Below are 18,166 nucleotides of genomic sequence, written 5' to 3'. Positions count from 1 at the left end.
ATCAAACCTCCTCAAAAGGAATTTCGGGAATCTTGGTAAGAATGTCTTTTTGGGTGATGGAACCTTGCCGTAAAATTCTTACCTTCTTACCAGTTAAATCTAAAATAGTAGAATCTTGTCCTGTTAAAAAACTATCGTCTTCTATTCCCAAGACCTCTCGATCAAAAACTTCTAGAATTTGCTTAAAGTTAACTCCGCTCTCACAACCGGAAATATTGGCAGATGGGCCGATTAAGGGGCCACACTCACGAATCAATTCTAAGGTAATAGGATGACTGGGTATTCGAAACCCAACAGTCGTTAAGTCTGAATTGACCCAGCAAGGGACCTTGTCATTAGCTTCTAAGATAATAGTCAATGGACCAGGTAAAAAGTTTTCAACCAGTTGTTGTATATAAGTTGGCTGATTCTTAGAAAATTTCAAGATATCGTCTAAACTAGCAACATTTAGATTGAGTGCCTTATCTCTAGGACGACCTTTGAGCTGATAGACATGATCAACAGCCTTCTCATCTAATGCTTTTGCAAAAAGACCATAAACTGTTTCTGTCGGTAAGACTACTGCACCACCATTTTTCAACTCATGCTTTATTCTATCAATCATCAATGACAACCATCCTATCTTGGCCAAATTGGTCTTTGAGTGTTCGAATTCTTTTTTCAGGAAGATGTTTCCTAAAAAGTTCAGGGACACTTTGTCCTTGTTTGTAGCCAATTTCAAGATAAATCTTACCACCACCAGTTAAATAATCTTTGGCTTCCTCCGCAATTTTGCGGTAGATAGCAAGACCATCCTCATCAGCAAATAGTGCTAGATGGGGTTCAGAATGTAGTACATTCAAACCAACCTCTGACTCATCACTACGTGAAATGTATGGTGGATTGGATACAATTATATCATATTTTGCAGAAATTTCGGAGAAACAATCGGATTTTATAAAAATTAAATCTGCAGAATTCTCTTTAGCATTTTCCTCTGCCAAATCTAATGCATCCTGAGATATATCAGTAGCTGTGATAGTCCAGGTAGGTCTATTTTTAACTAGAGCAAGGGCAATTGCTCCGCTTCCTGTTCCAATATCTAGTACTTTGAGATTTTTCTCAGGATTTTCAGTCAAGATGAGGTCTACTAGCTCTTCTGTCTCTGGACGGGGAATCAAGACCCGCTCATCTACCTTTAACTCCGTCCCAAAGAATTCAGCATGACCGATGACGTACTGAGCAGGTATATGTGCTGCTAATTTTTTGTAGATTTCCTCCACAAATTGCTTTTCTTCCTCTGTTACTTCTTGCTGGAGGGCAAAGACGAAGTCTGTAAAAGATAGATTTTTTAGGCTACGATAGACAAAGGAGAGGCTTTCTGCTTCCTCTCCTTTAGCTATCAACTTTTCCTCAAAATCTTTAAAAATTTGAGCTAGTTTCATTATTTGTTTAAATCTTCCAATTTTTGCGTTTGGTCGTAAAGGACCAAGGCATCAACAACTTCATCTAGTTTACCAGACAAGATAGTATCAAGTTTTTGAAGGGTTAAGCCAATACGGTGGTCTGTTACACGATTTTGTGGGAAATTGTAAGTACGGATACGTTCTGAACGGTCACCAGTACCGATAGTAGACTTACGCTCTGCGTCTTGCTCATCTTGGGCAATCTGAGCAAAGTGGTCAGCAACACGCGCACGAATAATCTTCATAGCCTTCTCACGGTTTTTCTGCTGGGTACGTTCTTCCTGCATCTCAACCTTGATATTGGTTGGCAAATGAACGATACGAACGGCAGTCGCAACCTTGTTGACGTTCTGTCCACCAGCACCTGATGCATGGTAGATATCGACACGTAGGTCTTTTGGATCAATATCGTATTCTACTTCTTCTACCTCAGGCATGACAAGAACTGTTGCTGTTGAGGTATGAACACGCCCTTGACTTTCTGTCACAGGGACACGTTGCACACGGTGAGCACCAGACTCATACTTGAGTTTAGAATAAACTGACTGACCAGAAACCATGGCAACCACTTCTTTGAAACCACCGACACCGTTCATAGAAGCTTCCATAACTTCAAAGCGCCAGCCTTGAGCTTCAGCATACTTTTGATACATGGTTAGAAGGTCTCCAGCAAAAAGTGCTGCTTCGTCTCCACCAGCTGCCCCACGGATTTCAAGGATGATGTTCTTGTCATCGTTTGGATCCTTTGGAAGAAGCAATATTTTTAGTTTTTCTTCGTACTCTTCTTTTTCAGCCTTAGCGTCCTTGAGTTCTTGCTTGGCCATTTCTTCCAAGTCAGCATCTCCGCCTGATTCTTTAATCATTTCCTCAGCGTCGACAATATTTTGAAGGACTTGTTTGTATTCACGGTAGGCTGTTACCGTGTCACGAGTTGAAGCTTCTTCTTTTGAAAGCTCCATGAAACGCTTAGTGTCAGAAACCACATCTGGGTCACTGAGCAATTCTCCTAATTCTTCATAACGGTCTTCTACAGCTTGTAGTTGATCATAGATGTTCATTCTTATTGATTCTCCTTATTGATTTCAGGGGCAAAATAATGTTTACGGCAAACCGAGATATAGGTTTCATTACCACCTATCTGGATTTGTTCACCTTCATAAGTGGGTTTCCCATCTAACGTTCGTAGTACCATGGTCGCCTTTTTCTTACAATACTGGCAGATGGTTTTGATCTCATCAATTTTGTCTGCTAGTAACAATAGATGTCTAGATCCTTCAAAAAGTTCATTACGAAAGTCGTTCTTTAAACCAAATGCCATAACAGGTATATCTAACTCATCTACAACACGCGCTAGGTCGTAAACATGGTGACGCTTTAAAAACTGGGCTTCATCGACAAGAACACAGTAGGGCTTTTCAGGTAAATCTCGAATAAATCCAAAAATATCCGTAGTATCATCGATAGCAACTGCTGGTCTTTTCATCCCAATCCGACTTGAAACATAGCCAACACCATCTCTCGTATCAAGAGCTGAAGTCATGATGACAACACTTTTGCCTTGCTCCTCATAGTTATAGGCTACTTTAAGAATCTCAATGGTCTTTCCTGAATTCATAGTCCCATAACGATAATACAACTGTGCCATGCTTCTATTTCACGTCCATTTCTAATTTTTTGTTACATTCTAGTATATCATATTTTCTCAAAGCTTTAAATGGCAAAATATGGTAAAATAAAAGAAATCATTTAGTGAGTGGAGGAAACTATTATGCCATTTGTACGCATCGATTTATTTGAAGGACGCACGCTAGAGCAAAAGAAAGCCTTAGCTAAGGAAGTAACGGAAGCCGTAGTTCGTAACACTGGTGCACCACAATCTGCTGTTCATGTCATCATCAACGATATGCCTGAAGGAACTTACTTCCCGCAAGGGGAAATGCGCACTAAGTAAAGCTTAAGCCATATGCTTAGGCTTTTCTTTATAAGTAGCATTCGTTGAATAAATAACTTTATTTTGTTACAATTTTAAGAGATATTTGTATATAAATTGTTAAAAGGAAATGAAATGATTACACGTGAATTTGATACCATTGCTGCAATCTCCACACCTCTCGGAGAAGGAGCCATTGGTATTGTCCGCTTGAGCGGAACAGACAGTTTTGCCATTGCGCAAAAGATTTTTAAAGGCAAAGACTTAAGTCAGGTCGCCAGCCACACACTGAACTACGGGCACATTGTTGACCCTATAACTGGTAAGGTTATGGACGAGGTCATGGTTGGGGCTATGAAGTCTCCGAAGACCTTTACTCGTGAGGATATTATCGAGATTAACACCCACGGAGGGATTGCCGTGACCAATGAAATCCTGCAATTGGCTATCCGTGAAGGGGCTCGCATGGCAGAACCTGGTGAATTTACCAAGCGTGCCTTCCTCAATGGTCGTGTAGACTTGACTCAGGCTGAAGCTGTTATGGATATCATTCGTGCTAAGACTGACAAGGCTATGAATATAGCAGTCAAACAACTTGATGGATCCCTGTCTGACCTCATTAACAATACTCGTCAGGAAATTCTCAATACCTTGGCTCAGGTTGAGGTTAATATCGATTACCCTGAGTATGACGATGTGGAAGAAGCCACTACTGCTGTTGTCCGTGAAAAAACTATGGAGTTTGAACAACTCTTGGCCAATCTCCTAAAAACTGCACGTCGTGGGAAAATCCTCCGCGAAGGAATCTCAACGGCCATCATTGGTCGTCCCAACGTTGGGAAGTCAAGTCTCCTCAACAACCTCCTACGTGAAGATAAAGCCATTGTAACGGATATTGCGGGTACTACTCGAGATGTCATTGAAGAATACGTCAATATCAACGGTGTTCCTCTCAAATTGATTGATACAGCTGGGATTCGTGAAACAGATGATATCGTGGAACAGATCGGTGTTGAACGTTCCAAAAAAGCCCTCAAGGAAGCTGACTTAGTTCTACTAGTCCTAAACGCCAGCGAACCTCTAACTGCCCAAGACCGACAACTTCTTGAAATTAGTCAAGATACTAATCGAATCATTCTTCTCAACAAAACTGACTTACCTGAGGCTATTGAAACTTCTGAACTTCCAGATGATGTCATCCGTATTTCAGTCCTTAAAAATCAAAACATTGATAAGATTGAAGATCGAATCAATAATCTATTCTTTGAAAATGCTGGCTTGGTCGAACAAGATGCTACTTACTTGTCCAACGCCCGTCATATTTCTCTAATTGAAAAGGCAGTCGAAAGCTTACAAGCGGTTAACGAAGGTCTTGAACTGGGTATGCCAGTTGACCTGCTTCAGGTTGATTTGACCCGTACCTGGGAAATCCTTGGAGAAATTACTGGTGATGCTGCGCCAGATGAACTCATCACCCAGTTATTTAGCCAATTTTGTCTGGGTAAATAAAAAATTATAAAAAGGAGTTATGATGAAATATCTAACATTACTAGAGCGTTTTTTAACTTATGTTAAGATTAACACACGTTCAGACGAAAATTCTACTACTACACCAAGCACTCAGAGTCAGGTAGACTTTGCGACTAATGTCCTCATTCCAGAAATGAAACGTGTCGGTTTGCAAAATGTCTATTATTTGCCAAACGGTTTTGCTATCGGTACACTTCCAGCTAACGATCCAAGTTTAACTCGCAAGATTGGTTTTATCTCCCACATGGATACGGCTGATTTTAATGCTGAGGGTGTCAATCCACAAGTAGTTGAAAACTACGACGGGGGAATTATCGAGCTTGGGAATTCTGGTTTCAAACTTGATCCTGCAGATTTCAAGAGCTTAGAGAAATATCCTGGACAAACATTGATTACTACTGATGGAACTACCCTTCTCGGTGCCGATGATAAATCAGGTATTGCCGAAATCATGACAGCCATCGAATACTTGACTGCTCATCCTGAAATTAAGCACTGCGAAATTCGTGTCGGATTTGGACCTGATGAAGAAATCGGTGTTGGTGCTAATAAATTTGATGCAGAAGATTTCGATGTAGACTTTGCTTATACAGTTGACGGTGGACCTCTTGGTGAACTTCAATACGAAACCTTCTCCGCAGCAGGTGCAGAACTTCACTTCCAAGGTCGTAATGTACACCCTGGAACTGCTAAGGGACAAATGGTTAACGCTCTTCAGTTGGCAATTGACTTCCACAACCAACTCCCAGCTGGTGACTGCCCAGAATTGACTGAGGGCTATCAAGGTTTCTACCATCTCATGGATGTAACTGGTAGTGTTGAGGAAGCACGTGCTAGCTATATCATTCGAGACTTCGAAAAAGAAAACTTTGAAGCGCGTAAAGCTGCTATGCAAGCTATTGCTGATAAGATGAACCAAGAACTTGCTAGCAATCGTGTAACCTTGACTTTGACAGACCAGTATTACAACATGAAGGAAGTCATCGAAAAGGATATGACACCAGTAACCATTGCTAAATCAGTAATGGAAAGTCTTGATATTACACCTATTATCGAACCGATTCGTGGTGGTACAGATGGTTCTAAGATTTCCTTTATGGGAATTCCAACGCCAAATATCTTCGCTGGTGGTGAAAACATGCATGGCCGTTTTGAATACGTTAGCCTTCAAACAATGGAACGTGCAGTTGACACTATTATTGGAATTGTAGCTTATAAAGACTAAAAAAAGACGAGGTAGCTAAGCTACTTCGTCTTTTTTTTAGTCTGAGACTTTTTCTGTTGATTCAGGATTCAGTTCAGTTGTTGTTTCAGAAGTATTCTCTGTTGTTGTCTGCACTGAGCTAGATTCTACTTGCTCATCAGGGCTTACTTGACCTGGTGTTTCTTGTTTTGTTTCAACAGGTGTTTCTTGACTTGGCGTTGCTTTAGATCTAAGCTCTTGGTTCAATAAGAGAATTTCTTGAGCAACTGCTAGAAGAGCCTGCTTATCCTTACTTGCTGCTGCCAGTTTATCAAACAGAGCATCTACTTTTTCAAAGTCAGCATCTGAACCATTATTCATCTCCAAATAGCTATGGAGGGCAATGACGCCGTTATAAAGCTGTTGATAGAGAGCCAAAAGTTGTGGATCTTGAGCCTCTTCCTGACTTTCTTTCTGAATAGTCTGTGTAATACGTTTTAGAAGATCTTGAACTTGCGTGTTTAATTCATCAAGGTCAGCATTATCTTTATCACTAGCAACCTTAAGATTCTTAAGTTCATCAGCAAGAGAAGCTTTTACACCATCTTCCTTAACTTTACTAATCAATTCTTCAGCTTTGGTTAATAACTCTTCTACTTGTCCCTTTAAGACATGATTACTTTGTTTCTCAGGTTGAATATCATCAAACAAGCCTCTCAAGAACTCATAAACTGCAGTTTTTGCACTCTGACCATCCACTTTTTCGGTATCTAGGATAGTTTCTGAAGACTTGCTTACAGCGGGCTCATTTTTAAGAGCTTCTTCTACTTCAAATTTTGTTTGATAGATTTCTGGGAAGAGTTTATTTAAATCTGTTGCCTTTAGGAATGATTGTGACTGATAAAGAGTCCACGTTAAGTTAGCAACTTTATTACGAAGCTTATCGTTTAATCTACCATCAGATAGATGTTGATAGAAATATTTAATGTACTCGACTGTTGTGACACCTGTACGATCATTAAAGTCTTGTAAAGCTTGTAATTTAGCATCTATAGCATCTAATCCTGCTTCATCTTGAGCTAGTTTACTTTCCTGTAATTGTACCAAGAGATCCTTCTTAGGAAGTCCATAAGCATCCGTATTTAAGGTATTAATCTTATCCACCAGAGCTTGGTATTTCTTATCTAATGGACTAGCTTCAGTAGGCTTCACAGTTGAATCAATATGAATATACTGTTTGTCAAATTGATCAAGAGCTGCCAAATATCCTGCAGTAGAGTTGGTCGATAGCTTCTTCATATTCTCAGAAAATTGCCCCAAAGCAAGTTCAATCTGTCTCTGTACGCTTGGCTTGTCTTTATAGAGTTCTCGACTCTCTGCCAAAAGCTGTTCAACCTTATGCTCTACAGTATTTTCATCAAATGTGCCTGGTTGATAAGACGATTGTAGCGCTGGAATCTTATTCTTAAGAGCGACCTCGTAACCTTTTGTTTGAACTTTAATATAATGGTTATGATCTCCGTGAGGAATGACGAAACTTCCATTTTCAACTTGCAAACTATATGGTGAAACACCATCACGTATAGCAGTTGTATAAAGCTCGTTTAGGAAATCAAGTTCAGGGTCCCCGGTAACTAAAGGAATACGGACGTGTTCCTTACGGATTGCATAAGGATGAATGTGTGTTGGGTCATAGTCTTGATCAGGATTTCCAAATACAAAGAATCCATTTGAGATACGAATGGCTTCTAGCGGTACACCGTAGGTCTTAGCAATATACTCCATTTTTTCTTTGTCACTGGCCTCTCTAGAAAATGCTTCTACATCTTTTGCAAGAGGTTTAACAGACTCAGTTTTATGACTGTTTAAATGTTCTTGAGCAGCTTTAATCTGATCTTTTGTTAAATCTTTTTTAAAGAAATAGTGGTTGTGATCTCCATGAGAAACGACAAATCCTTTATCATCTTCACTTATTACACGATCAACTGCAAAGCCATGATCGTGCTCTTCCTCATGATGGTTTCCATGGTTATCATGATGGTGTTCTTCTGGTTTACTACTGTGGTTATCTGGGCTAGTTTCTGAATGTTTATTGCCGTACAAGTGATCTTGGGCGGCCTTAATTTGATCAGGGGATAAATCTTTTTTAAAGAAGTAATGATTGTGATCTCCATGAGAAACGACAAATCCTTTATCATCTTCACTTATCACTCGATCTGCTGCAAAGCCATGATCGTGCTCTTCCTCATGATGGTTTCCATGGTTATCATGATGGTGTTCTTCTGGTTTATGACTGCTATGATTATCTGGGATAGTTTCTGAATGTTTATTGCGGTACAAGTGATCTTGTGCGGCCTTAATTTGATCAGGTGATAAATCTTTTTTAAAGAAGTAATGATTGTGATCGCCATGGCTCATAACAAAACCTTCTGAATCTTCACTTATAATTCTATTTGCATCAAAACCATGATCGTGTTCCTCTTCTTCATGGTGAACATGTGGTAACGGATTATTTGGTGTAGAATTAGAAGGACTTTCTAAGCTTGGAGTGTTAGATTGTGCTTGATGATTGTTAAGAGATGATTTAGGGATATAGTGATAGTGGTCCCCATGTCGTACGATATAAGCATCGCCAGTATCTCTGACAATATCATTAGGGTTAAAGACATAACCATCATCTGCTGCAGAAACACCATTATTCGGTGTCAGTGACAAGGGTTGACTGAGAGCTGAACTATTGCCAGATAAATAAGCCTTTGCGGCAGCTAATTCACCCGCTGACAGATCACTCTTAGGAATATAATGGAAGTGTCCTCCGTGGGGAACGATATAAGCATCTCCTGTATCTTTAATGATATCAGAAGCGTTAAAAACATAACCGTCATCAGTTGTATAACGTCCTTGAGCTCTAGCTGCCACAACTTCCTTAGAATCATTTTTTTGGTCAGATGTATGCCCTTGTTTTTGTTTTTCAATTTGTTCTTTGGTTCGAATATTTTCAGCTTGACTAGCATTTTTTAGGTAGACATAATATTTTCCATCAACTTTGATGATGTAACCACCTTTAATTTCGTTAACGATGTGTTCATCACGCAATTGATAACTTGGATCTTTCATGACTAGTTCTTCACTAAAAATCGCATCGAAAGGAACTTTACCATTATAGTAATGGAAATGGTCTCCGTGAGAAGTCACATATCCCTGATCAGTAATTTTCACAACAATTTGTTCGGCCTCAATGCCTTCCTTTTTGCTAACTTGATCAGGAGTCAAATTTTCGTTCTTTTTAGACTCATTGTTTTTCCCATCAACATAAGATATACGATTATCTTCCTTCTTCTCTGATTCTTGGTGCTGATTTAAAACATAAGCACAAACACTAAGCGCAATAACTACTGCTGATCCAGCTAAATATTTCTTTGTTTTATTCATAATTTCCTCATTTCAATTCTTCTGCTAGTATTGCAATATCCTCTTCTAAATTATCTAAATAAGACTTATCATTTTGTGGGTCTGCCTCTAAAGGATTGAGAGTTTTAAGATTCACACCTGTTGACTTGATAAGCGTTTCAGCTACTTTAGACGAAGCGTTGCTCTCTGTAAAAATAGTTTTAACTTTATAGGTTTTAACAAATTCTTGGATTTCACTCAGTTGTCTTGGGCTTGGTTCTTGATCAGGAGAAATACCAGCAATACCAAGTTGATTCAAGTCAAATCTCTTTGCTAAATAAGAAAAAGCAGTGTGTTGTGTCACAAAGGTTCTTTGCTCCACTTTATCGAAGATAGGTTTATATTTATTTGTTAACTCATGAGCTTTATCAATAAACTTCTTCGCATTCGACTGATATATTTCTTTATTCTCACTATCTAATTCTGATAATTTATCAGCAATAATTTGTGCTTCCTCAGCTACCTTTTCAGGGTCTAACCAAGTATGGGGATCATAAAGACTTTTCTCATCCACACCTTTTCCTACTTCTATATCTTCTAAGCCAGATACTCTATCCAAGGTCATACCCTCAGATGCTTCTAGAACCTTAACCTTGGACTTTTGTAGACTTGGGTCTAGACTACCCGCCCAAGACTCTAAGGTATGAGAATGATAAACAAACACATCCGCATCGTAGATAGCTGCAATATCATTTGCTGACGGTTCATAAGAATGAATGCCTGAACTAGACTGAATCATTCTTACATCATTAAGATCACCAGAAACTGCTTTTACCATAGAATATACAGGATAAAAACTGGTAACAATTTTCATTCCATGAGATTCTTTGACATCATTTTGCTTATCTTGACTACAAGCTCCTAAAAATAAAGCAAGTACCGAAGATAGCATACATATTAGTATTTTCTTCTTCACTAGAACTCCTTAACTAGTATTTAACCATTTAATTAACTAGTAAACATTCTACTCTTAAAAAATTAGGATGTCAAGTGTTAGGCTCGATTTTATAAGATTTTTTATAAATAAAAAAGCACCGATTATCGGTGCTTTAATACTAAACTCCTAGATGAATATCTGGGAATTTTTCCATTAGTAACTCCCAAAATTCTTCCAATTGTTCTTGAACTGTTCTAGTAGTTCGAATAGTCATGTTATGCTTCTTAGGACTGTCCTTACGAATGTAGCACAGTTGATAGACTTTATTTGTAAAACCATAGCGATGGTAACTATTTTCAATAAGGTAAATCTGATCAACTTCTCTTAAGTCAACAGTTTGAGTCCCTTTAAAGTATGTAATCAAGTGGTTTTTATATAAGATTACTTTTAGATCTTGATCATAATAGTCAGCTTGGTCGGCAATACCTTCTAGATTACCTTGCAGCTCTGGATAAGTTTGATATAATTCATTATAAGATGCAATTGATTTTTTACGAAGAATAAAGGCTGTAATAGCTGTAAATACTCCCATACCACCGAAAATTGCTGCTCCAATGATATAATACCAACCATCACGTGAATGTTCAGTCAAGCTCAGGTAAACATTCGTATTCATGTTTTGATAAACTGTAGACGTAGGTTCTAAAACTGATTTCAAGAAACCTGATAAGTCTACTATTCTGTTATTACGTGAGGTATTCACATTTGTACTTAGTGGTTGTAATTGTGTTCCCAACAAAGTCCCTGGATTATCAGCTAAAGTTTCAGCAGTAGCCTGCTCGATTAACTTCTTAACTTCAGCATCATTTTCTTTTGCTTCAATAACCGCGTATTTACCATCACCCTCTTGACTATATTGTACAAGATAGACAACGCTTCCACCATCTACATCACCAATAATCTCTGGATAAATATCATAAACAGTCATTTTAACTTGTTTACCAGATTCACTGTTACTAGCAAAGGCAGTTGTTGGGTTTTGGTGTAAATTCCAAAGAAATCCCATCAGACCTCCAACTGCAAGAAGAATGACCGAAAGGACTAGTCCAGAAACAAAACCTTTATTTCGTTTTTCCTTAAACATAATTGTCTCCTTTAGTTTGATATTGAAATTATATCAAAACCAAAATATTTTTTCAAGTTTTACCTTAAAATTATTATAACTATAACCCTCTGACTACATTTTAATTCTAGCTTTCTAAATAAAAAAGTTTGAGATAAATCCCAAACTTCTATAATCGTTATTTTCTAGCTATTTTCTCATCACTTTCAAGCTGGTCAACTAGTTGGTCAACACTGTTAAACTTCACCATATCTCGAATACGATCAAGCCAATAAACAGTAACTCTTTCACCATAGATGTCATCAGAAAAATCAAAAATATGAACTTCAAAACGCTCTTCAACACCATCAAAAGTTACATTCCTACCAACACTAGCCATACCTCTGTAGATTTTTCTTTGAATTTCAATATCTACGGTATAAACTCCATCCGCTGGCATATATGTTCGATCTAAAAGCACTAAATTAGCTGTAGGATAGCCAATAGTTCGACCACGCGCATTTCCGTGAACTACAACACCTCTAGATGGTAATGGAGCTCCAAGAAGCTGAGCAGCCTCTTTCACATTCCCATCAACAATACATTGTCTAACACGTGTAGAACTGATTTTTCCCTTTTCATCTTCTACTGGTGGAACAATAACTACTTCGCCATCAAAAATTTCTTTAAGATCTTCAGCTGATTTGCGATCAGATCCTAAACTATAGTCAAATCCTACTACAATCGTATCTGCTTTCACTTCTTTCACAAAAGTATTGACAAACTCTTGAGCAGTCATATTTGCTACCCGACTTGTAAAATCCATTAAATACAATGCTTCAACACCTGAACGTTTTAATTTACGTTCACGTTCTTCAGCATTAAGGATATGCAATAATTGTTCTGGATTATATTGGTGTAATGTTAGTTTAGGTGACTCATTAAAGGTGATTACGGCAACACTCAAATGCTTTCTTGAGGCTATCTCACCCGCAATATCAAAGAGCTTTTGGTGACCCACGTGAACACCATCAAAGTATCCTAATACTAGGACTGTTGGGCCTGGTGTTGCGATATCTTTTTCTGTTTTAATCGGTATTGTTACAATCATAGTCATATTATACCAAAAAGACACACGCTTTCAAAATAATAAGGATGTAAAACTTCAGTTAGAAAGATTTAAAATTGGCTTTTAACTTCACTTCTTAATTGTTCTAGAGTTACTATACCGTACTTATCCATAACACTAGGCAGATTATCAATAATATCAGGGCAGGCATATGGATTGGTAAAGTTAGCTGTCCCAACACCAATAGCTGAAGCACCTGCCAAATACATTTCTAGTGCCGCCTCAGCCGAGTCAACTCCTCCCATTCCAATAATCGGAAGATTAGTTGTTTGAGCTACTTGTCGAATGAGTTTTAGAGCTACAGGAAACACTGCAGGTCCAGACATTCCTCCTGTCCCATTTGCAATGATTGGTTTTCTAGTTTTGAGATCAAAGCGCATACCAACAAGGGTATTGATCATAGTGAGACCACTAGCACCTGCGTCCTCTGCAGCTTTTGCAACGGAAGTAATATCGGTCACACTTGGTGTTAGTTTAACGTAAACAGGAACTGATGAAGCCTCTACGGCTGCTTTTACGACATCATAAGCTAAATCTGGGTCTTGCCCAATCAAAAGTCCGTGATTACCGTGGTCGACGTTCGGACAAGAAATATTGAGTTCAATTGCCTTTACATTGCTCGCTTTAGAAATACCATGAGAAACTGTTGCATACTCGTATTTGGAAAATCCAGCAACATTTGCGATTATTGGAAGATTGGGATACTCTCTTTGCAACCAAGGTAATTTTTCAGAGAGAACGGCATCTAGTCCTGGATTTTGTAGACCAATAGCATTCAGCATACCAGCAGGTGTTTCTGCCACACGTGGAGTAGGATTACCAAAGCGTGGTTCAAGGGTTGTAGCCTTAATCATGATAGATCCTAAAAGATCCAAATCATAGTATTTGGCATACTCTTGTCCGAAACCAAAACAGCCTGAAGCAGGAATGATAGGATTCTTTAGTTCTAAGCCTGGTAGAGAGACTTGTAATCGATTTATAGTCATGATACTCTCCTTATAAAACAACAGTTCCTGTTTTAAATACAGGCCCATCTTCACAGACGCGTTGACTAACTGTTTCACTATCTGGTACTTTCAATACGCAAGCGTAGCAAGCTCCCATGCCACAAGCCATACGAGATTCTAAAGATAGATAAGCTCTTGGATGGTCATGGAAGGTTTGATTGATATATTTCATCATACCAGGTGCACCGCAAGAGTAGATAGCATCAAATTCAGTGTAAATTTCGTTAATCACTACAGAAACATTCCCTTTAATACCATGGGATCCATCATCTGTTGTCACATATACTTGACCATATTTGGCTAATTCATCATCTAAAATGACAGCATCTTTAGTAGAAAATCCTAGAACAGTCGTAATTTCAACACCTCTCTCATGTAATTGTTTAGCTACTTCAAGTAATGGAGGAACTCCTATTCCACCACCAACTAGAAGAACCTTGCAATAGTCATCTAGCTCAGATAAATCGAAACCATTTCCTTGAGGGCCCATGACATCTAAAAAATCGTCAGCTTTTAATCTTGAAAAGATTGCTGTACCAGAACCCTCAACTCGATAAATGAGATGGCATTGATTATTAGCCTTATCTATAGATGAGATTGAAATCGGACGACGCAAGAGATGGGCATCATCAGGTACACGCAAATGAAGAAATTGGCCCGCTTTCATAGCTTCGACCATTTCTCCTTCAAGTACAAGCTCAAAGATTGCTGGCGCGATTTCCTCCTGGGAAACTACTCTCATCACTTCCAAGCAAATTGCACCCATTCGTTTTTTACAATTCGGATTCATAACCTTTCCTCCTTAAATTTTAAGGGGATCAGATAAAGAAAAACCTTGCAATTGCAAGGTTTCAGGTAAGATATTTACACAAAAGTAGCAAATAAGCACTTGCTTTACTGCTCCAATCGTAGTTTCTTTTCTCTGACACCTTGTGAGTCTCTCTGGACTTCCCTTAAAGGTTAAATTTTCACTAGTATACTGTATCAAACATAAAAAGTCAAGTAAAAATAGGTAAGGTATCAGTTCATAAAAGTTGCTTATTTTTGTGAAGAAAGAATCTTTTCTAATTTTTGATAATCTTTAACACTGTCAATTTCATAGATAGAATTTTCTTCCAATTCCTCTACGTAAACATCCAATTCTTTGATGTTATCTTTGACCATGTTATCCCAGTAGAGGTCCACAAACTCGCCACTTGCATAAGCATCATCGATAAACCCAACAATTTTCTCAGCTGTTGGATCATCCCAGAATGACACACCACTCAAGATTCGTCCATTTTTGCTATCGACAATAATATCTTGAACTTTGTAATCATCTCCGTAAACTAGGAACCACTCATTATCACAATCTTCACGATAAACACTGAAGTAGGTTGAACGTTCAATATCATTTCGGAACATATTCTTGAAAAGATAGTTATCCGCATCGATAACATAGCTGTTAGCCAATTCTTCTTTTACCAAGTAAAGAGAGTAAAAGTTATTGTAATCAGCATACTTTTCGTTGAAGACTAAACGCACACCGTACTTTTCCTTAAGATAGTCGAATTGTTCTTTTAAATAACCTACAACGATGATAATGTCATCAATTCCACGTTCTTTTAAAAATTCAATTTGATATTCGACTAAAGGTTTTTCATTAACCTTGACCAAGGCTTTTGGAGTATTTTCTGTCATGGGTCTCAAACGAGTTCCCAATCCCGCTGCTAAGATAATCGCTTTCACGCGTTCTCTCCTTTATTCTTTAATAATAATATAAACACCAGCCATTACGATAAGTGAAGTAACGATGGTCAGCAAATTAAGGGGCGAACCCAAGAAAATTGCTGCAAATAAAACAGTCCATACTACATAACTCACATTTAATCCAGTAGCTTTTGCTGGCTGCAATCGATTGATAGCCATATAGTAGGCAAGATAAGAGATCATATTAAATGCCGCAAAGACAATTAATAGACCAAACAATTGTCCATTTGCCACTTCTGCAAATGAATGATGCGAGAAGAGAACAATAACAAGATAGGACAAGAAAGATGTGACTTGTCGGATCAAGAGTGCTTCGAGTTCACTAAGTTCACTTTCCATAGCAAATGAGCTCAGAACACTTTCACTTCCCCAAGCAAGCGCACAAATTAATGCGCAAAGGATTCCGATATAGAATGAATTGACCTGTTCAACCTTGTAGGTCTGAGCAATAATTCCTGCAATGATTAATAAAATTCCAAATACTGTATTTTTCGAAACCTTATGCTTTAAGAAAAAGAAAGCCAGAATGACAGATACCGCAGGATAAATCGCTGAAACAGATGATGCTAAAGAGCTACCGATATACTTGACCGCATAGAGATTGGCTTGCATGCCAATCGGCCCAGCCAATAGTGCTCCGATAATAACACTGACATTTCGAATGTTCAGGAAGATTGATAAACGTACCTTGCCTTCTTTAACGAGAAGATATCCTAGCAGGATAAAAATACTAAGAAAGTCGTGCGCTGCTGCTACTACAAAAGGCGATAAGTCAGTAAATATAGAGAAGATATAGGCACTAATGGTTAGCCCTAATCCCCAAAAAATACCTGATATAAGTCCAAAGGAAACTCCATTTTTAGTTTTCATCAATACCTCCCTGAGACTGCAATTCTTTTACAGCTCTTTTATAACGAGTGATTCCATAATCTCCAAAATCTGCACCATTTTCTTCTTTGTAAATGGTCCATAGGCTCCAAATAATATCTTGCAATATTTTATAAATACGGATCTTCTCACGAGAAACTGGTGTCTGTTCGCTTTCATAATAAGACAAGAAGGAATCTTCTTCGTCTGGAGTAAATTCAGACTCTAAAAAGAGAGCCGCAAGATCCCACATAGGGTCGTTCATGGAAGAATATTCCCAATCAATTAGATAAAGATGCCCATCTGGTGCTTCAATAAAATTTTCAGGAACCAAGTCAATGTGACAAGATTTTCTGTCTACTCCAATTGTAGCCAATTCATTTTCTAGAGCGAAGACATTTTTTCTAACTTCGTCATAGTTTGGATAGGAAATCTCCCCTTGAATCAAGGATTCATACTTTTTGATTTCCTCAAAAGGAGCAAACTCTCCTTTTAATTCTTTACCAGAAGCATGGATCGTTTGTAGAATTGGAGCAATTTTTTCAAATTTTGTTTTTATGGTTGTAGAATTTAAGGTATCTGCGTTTTCAATGTATTGATTGACTTTGATACCAGCTTCAATATCAAAGAGATAATTCTCAACATCTAATTTCAGATCTTTCAACAATTCAAGATTGAACTTTTCATTCTGACGATCGATTAATTTTTCTGTACCTTTACCGAAAAACTTAACGATATATCGATTTGAGGATGTTTGAACCAAGTAGTTTTGATTGGTCATTCCACCCAACTGTTCAACGCTCTGAATTTCTTCATCACCTGATAATAAAGAGGCAATCTTCTCTTTAACGATTTCCTTCATAATCTTCCCCTATTAGACTTCCCACTTAAATACTGTCTTGAAGGCAGTATTAAGGTCTGTTGCAAAAACTCGATGAATATCTTTAATCCCTCTTACTGGTTCTTCTAGATAAATGATATTCTTCAAACGATTGGCAAATTTTTTAATTTCCATCATTTGGATGGCATTTTCAAAGTCAACTCTTCCAGAACGAGAAGATCCAACTAATAACAAGCCTTTTTCCAATGAATCACGAGTATTGATATTAACTTTATACTCACTAACACCCATCATCAAAATAGTACCTTGGGGTTTAATATACCGAATCAAATCATTGATAGCAGGTCCACTACCGTCACCACCACAACACTCAAATCCATGATCAAAGCTGAGATCTTCTGGAATACTGTCAGTAATATAACGTTCGTGCGCAAACGAAAAGAGTTCCAATTTCTCCCAGTGGCGACCAATGACAATAATTTCTGCTTCAGGCAAAGTGTAGTTGATAATATTGGCCATGACAAAAGCTAAACTTCCATCACCAATCACAGCGATACGTTGACGTCTGCTGTGAGATACCGTCATGAAACGATTCATGGCATGCATGGCAACACTGACAAACTCTGTAATGGCAGCAACTGTATCTTCGATTTCTTCGTAAGATACCACACGATCCTTAGGCAGAGAAACAAATTCTCGCATGAATCCATCGTAACCACTTGATAAGAAATATGTTCCAGTCATGTAATTTTCGTAGAATTCCTCATCACTTTGCATAGGTGGTTGATTTGGAATCATAACAACCTTCTGACCAACTTTGTAGGTACCGGTTGGATCAGAAATGACAGTACCACAAGACTCATGAATCATAGCCATTGGTAGTTTTTTTGCTAAAATTTTTGGATCGCGTTTACCTTGGTAATAACGTTGATCCGCGTGACAAACCGCCATGTAATTTGGTCGGATAAGGATATGATTCTCTTGATCAATTTCTTCTTCCTGATATTTAATATTGATAAACTTTGGTTTTGTCAGTTGATAAATTTGATTAATCAT

Annotated in this window: 17 protein-coding genes; 3 read left to right on the top strand and 14 right to left on the bottom strand. The window is 38.1% G+C overall.

Translation table 11 applies throughout. The features are described 5' to 3' along the window. Position 1: 1 nt before the first annotated feature. From BQ2679_RS07045 to BQ2679_RS07030, 4 genes are read right to left on the bottom strand one after another with little or no spacing between them, the layout of a single operon-like run. A complete protein-coding gene (locus BQ2679_RS07045) occupies positions 2-604 on the bottom strand; it encodes an L-threonylcarbamoyladenylate synthase (protein ID WP_075567517.1) in 603 nt (200 codons plus the stop codon). Continuing rightward, positions 597-1,424, bottom strand: a complete 828-nt coding sequence (gene prmC, locus BQ2679_RS07040; protein WP_075567516.1) for a peptide chain release factor N(5)-glutamine methyltransferase — start codon at positions 1,422-1,424, stop codon at positions 597-599. Before prmC ends, BQ2679_RS07045 begins: the two co-directional genes overlap by 8 nt. After that, positions 1,424-2,503 carry a peptide chain release factor 1 gene (gene prfA, locus BQ2679_RS07035; protein ID WP_075567515.1) on the bottom strand — a complete coding sequence of 360 codons (1,080 nt, stop codon included), beginning with the start codon at positions 2,501-2,503 and terminating at the stop codon, positions 1,424-1,426. The genes prmC and prfA overlap by 1 nt, the downstream gene beginning before the upstream one ends. A gap of 2 nt (positions 2,504-2,505) precedes the next feature. Beyond that, a complete protein-coding gene (locus BQ2679_RS07030) occupies positions 2,506-3,090 on the bottom strand; it encodes a thymidine kinase (RefSeq protein ID WP_075567514.1) in 585 nt (194 codons plus the stop codon). Between the two features lie 123 nt (positions 3,091-3,213). Here BQ2679_RS07030 and BQ2679_RS07025 point away from each other — a divergent pair, with 123 nt between their 5' ends. From BQ2679_RS07025 to pepT, 3 genes are all read left to right on the top strand, one after another. Then, positions 3,214-3,396: a 4-oxalocrotonate tautomerase gene (locus tag BQ2679_RS07025; protein ID WP_001117401.1), complete on the top strand. Its 183-nt coding sequence runs from the start codon at positions 3,214-3,216 to the stop codon at positions 3,394-3,396. A 114-nt stretch (positions 3,397-3,510) separates the two neighbouring features. Beyond that, positions 3,511-4,884, top strand: coding sequence for a tRNA uridine-5-carboxymethylaminomethyl(34) synthesis GTPase MnmE (mnmE, locus tag BQ2679_RS07020; RefSeq protein WP_075567513.1), 1,374 nt, complete (start codon positions 3,511-3,513; stop codon positions 4,882-4,884). A 22-nt stretch (positions 4,885-4,906) separates the two neighbouring features. Beyond that, positions 4,907-6,130 (top strand): peptidase T, encoded by a 1,224-nt coding sequence (gene pepT, locus BQ2679_RS07015; RefSeq protein WP_075567512.1) that lies wholly within the window; start codon positions 4,907-4,909, stop codon positions 6,128-6,130. Positions 6,131-6,166: 36 nt separating this feature from the next. Here pepT and BQ2679_RS07010 read toward each other — a convergent pair whose 3' ends face one another. From BQ2679_RS07010 to BQ2679_RS06965, 10 genes are all read right to left on the bottom strand, one after another. Next, positions 6,167-9,520 (bottom strand): pneumococcal-type histidine triad protein, encoded by a 3,354-nt coding sequence (locus tag BQ2679_RS07010; protein WP_075567511.1) that lies wholly within the window; start codon positions 9,518-9,520, stop codon positions 6,167-6,169. Positions 9,521-9,527: 7 nt separating this feature from the next. Next, positions 9,528-10,430, bottom strand: coding sequence for a metal ABC transporter solute-binding protein, Zn/Mn family (locus BQ2679_RS07005; protein ID WP_392392543.1), 903 nt, complete (start codon positions 10,428-10,430; stop codon positions 9,528-9,530). Between the two features lie 163 nt (positions 10,431-10,593). Beyond that, positions 10,594-11,559 (bottom strand): hypothetical protein, encoded by a 966-nt coding sequence (locus BQ2679_RS07000; RefSeq protein ID WP_075567509.1) that lies wholly within the window; start codon positions 11,557-11,559, stop codon positions 10,594-10,596. A 157-nt stretch (positions 11,560-11,716) separates the two neighbouring features. Then, on the bottom strand, positions 11,717-12,628 hold the full coding sequence (locus BQ2679_RS06995; RefSeq protein ID WP_075568072.1) for a bifunctional riboflavin kinase/FAD synthetase: 912 nt from the start codon (positions 12,626-12,628) through the stop codon (positions 11,717-11,719). A 68-nt stretch (positions 12,629-12,696) separates the two neighbouring features. After that, entirely contained in the window at positions 12,697-13,680 is a 984-nt protein-coding gene (locus BQ2679_RS06990; RefSeq protein ID WP_075567508.1) for a dihydroorotate dehydrogenase, read from the bottom strand. Continuing rightward, the gene (locus tag BQ2679_RS06985; RefSeq protein WP_075567507.1) at positions 13,643-14,443 is read right to left on the bottom strand and encodes a dihydroorotate dehydrogenase electron transfer subunit; all 801 of its coding nucleotides are present in this window, start codon (positions 14,441-14,443) and stop codon (positions 13,643-13,645) included. The genes BQ2679_RS06990 and BQ2679_RS06985 overlap by 38 nt, the downstream gene beginning before the upstream one ends. Positions 14,444-14,691: 248 nt before the next feature. Next, entirely contained in the window at positions 14,692-15,381 is a 690-nt protein-coding gene (locus BQ2679_RS06980; RefSeq protein ID WP_075567506.1) for a sugar phosphate nucleotidyltransferase, read from the bottom strand. Between the two features lie 12 nt (positions 15,382-15,393). Next, positions 15,394-16,272 (bottom strand): DMT family transporter, encoded by an 879-nt coding sequence (locus BQ2679_RS06975; protein ID WP_075567505.1) that lies wholly within the window; start codon positions 16,270-16,272, stop codon positions 15,394-15,396. After that, entirely contained in the window at positions 16,262-17,131 is an 870-nt protein-coding gene (locus BQ2679_RS06970) for a phosphotransferase family protein (protein ID WP_075567504.1), read from the bottom strand. Before BQ2679_RS06970 ends, BQ2679_RS06975 begins: the two co-directional genes overlap by 11 nt. 12 nt (positions 17,132-17,143) lie before the next feature. Then, positions 17,144-18,166, bottom strand: a complete 1,023-nt coding sequence (locus BQ2679_RS06965) for a ribitol-5-phosphate dehydrogenase (protein ID WP_075567503.1) — start codon at positions 18,164-18,166, stop codon at positions 17,144-17,146.

The organism is Streptococcus timonensis (assembly GCF_900095845.1).
GTDB classification, from domain to species: domain Bacteria; phylum Bacillota; class Bacilli; order Lactobacillales; family Streptococcaceae; genus Streptococcus; species Streptococcus timonensis.
Note: the sequence above shows the minus strand (reverse complement) of the source record. Positions and strands in the feature narration are given on the sequence as shown.

What these genes read in the sequence shown, in the direction of transcription:
- BQ2679_RS07045 (WP_075567517.1), bottom strand. Translation starts at nt 604, where the DNA reads ATGATTGATAGAATAAAGCATGAGTTGAAAAATGGTGGTGCAGTAGTC.
- prmC (WP_075567516.1), bottom strand. Translation starts at nt 1,424, where the DNA reads ATGAAACTAGCTCAAATTTTTAAAGATTTTGAGGAAAAGTTGATAGCT.
- prfA (WP_075567515.1), bottom strand. Translation starts at nt 2,503, where the DNA reads ATGAACATCTATGATCAACTACAAGCTGTAGAAGACCGTTATGAAGAA.
- BQ2679_RS07030 (WP_075567514.1), bottom strand. Translation starts at nt 3,090, where the DNA reads ATGGCACAGTTGTATTATCGTTATGGGACTATGAATTCAGGAAAGACC.
- BQ2679_RS07025 (WP_001117401.1), top strand. Translation starts at nt 3,214, where the DNA reads ATGCCATTTGTACGCATCGATTTATTTGAAGGACGCACGCTAGAGCAA.
- mnmE (WP_075567513.1), top strand. Translation starts at nt 3,511, where the DNA reads ATGATTACACGTGAATTTGATACCATTGCTGCAATCTCCACACCTCTC.
- pepT (WP_075567512.1), top strand. Translation starts at nt 4,907, where the DNA reads ATGAAATATCTAACATTACTAGAGCGTTTTTTAACTTATGTTAAGATT.
- BQ2679_RS07010 (WP_075567511.1), bottom strand. Translation starts at nt 9,520, where the DNA reads ATGAATAAAACAAAGAAATATTTAGCTGGATCAGCAGTAGTTATTGCG.
- BQ2679_RS07005 (WP_392392543.1), bottom strand. Translation starts at nt 10,430, where the DNA reads ATGCTATCTTCGGTACTTGCTTTATTTTTAGGAGCTTGTAGTCAAGAT.
- BQ2679_RS07000 (WP_075567509.1), bottom strand. Translation starts at nt 11,559, where the DNA reads ATGTTTAAGGAAAAACGAAATAAAGGTTTTGTTTCTGGACTAGTCCTT.
- BQ2679_RS06995 (WP_075568072.1), bottom strand. Translation starts at nt 12,628, where the DNA reads ATGATTGTAACAATACCGATTAAAACAGAAAAAGATATCGCAACACCA.
- BQ2679_RS06990 (WP_075567508.1), bottom strand. Translation starts at nt 13,680, where the DNA reads ATGGGCCTGTATTTAAAACAGGAACTGTTGTTTTATAAGGAGAGTATC.
- BQ2679_RS06985 (WP_075567507.1), bottom strand. Translation starts at nt 14,443, where the DNA reads ATGAATCCGAATTGTAAAAAACGAATGGGTGCAATTTGCTTGGAAGTG.
- BQ2679_RS06975 (WP_075567505.1), bottom strand. Translation starts at nt 16,272, where the DNA reads ATGAAAACTAAAAATGGAGTTTCCTTTGGACTTATATCAGGTATTTTT.
- BQ2679_RS06970 (WP_075567504.1), bottom strand. Translation starts at nt 17,131, where the DNA reads ATGAAGGAAATCGTTAAAGAGAAGATTGCCTCTTTATTATCAGGTGAT.
- BQ2679_RS06965 (WP_075567503.1), bottom strand. Translation starts at nt 18,166, where the DNA reads ATGATTAATCAAATTTATCAACTGACAAAACCAAAGTTTATCAATATT.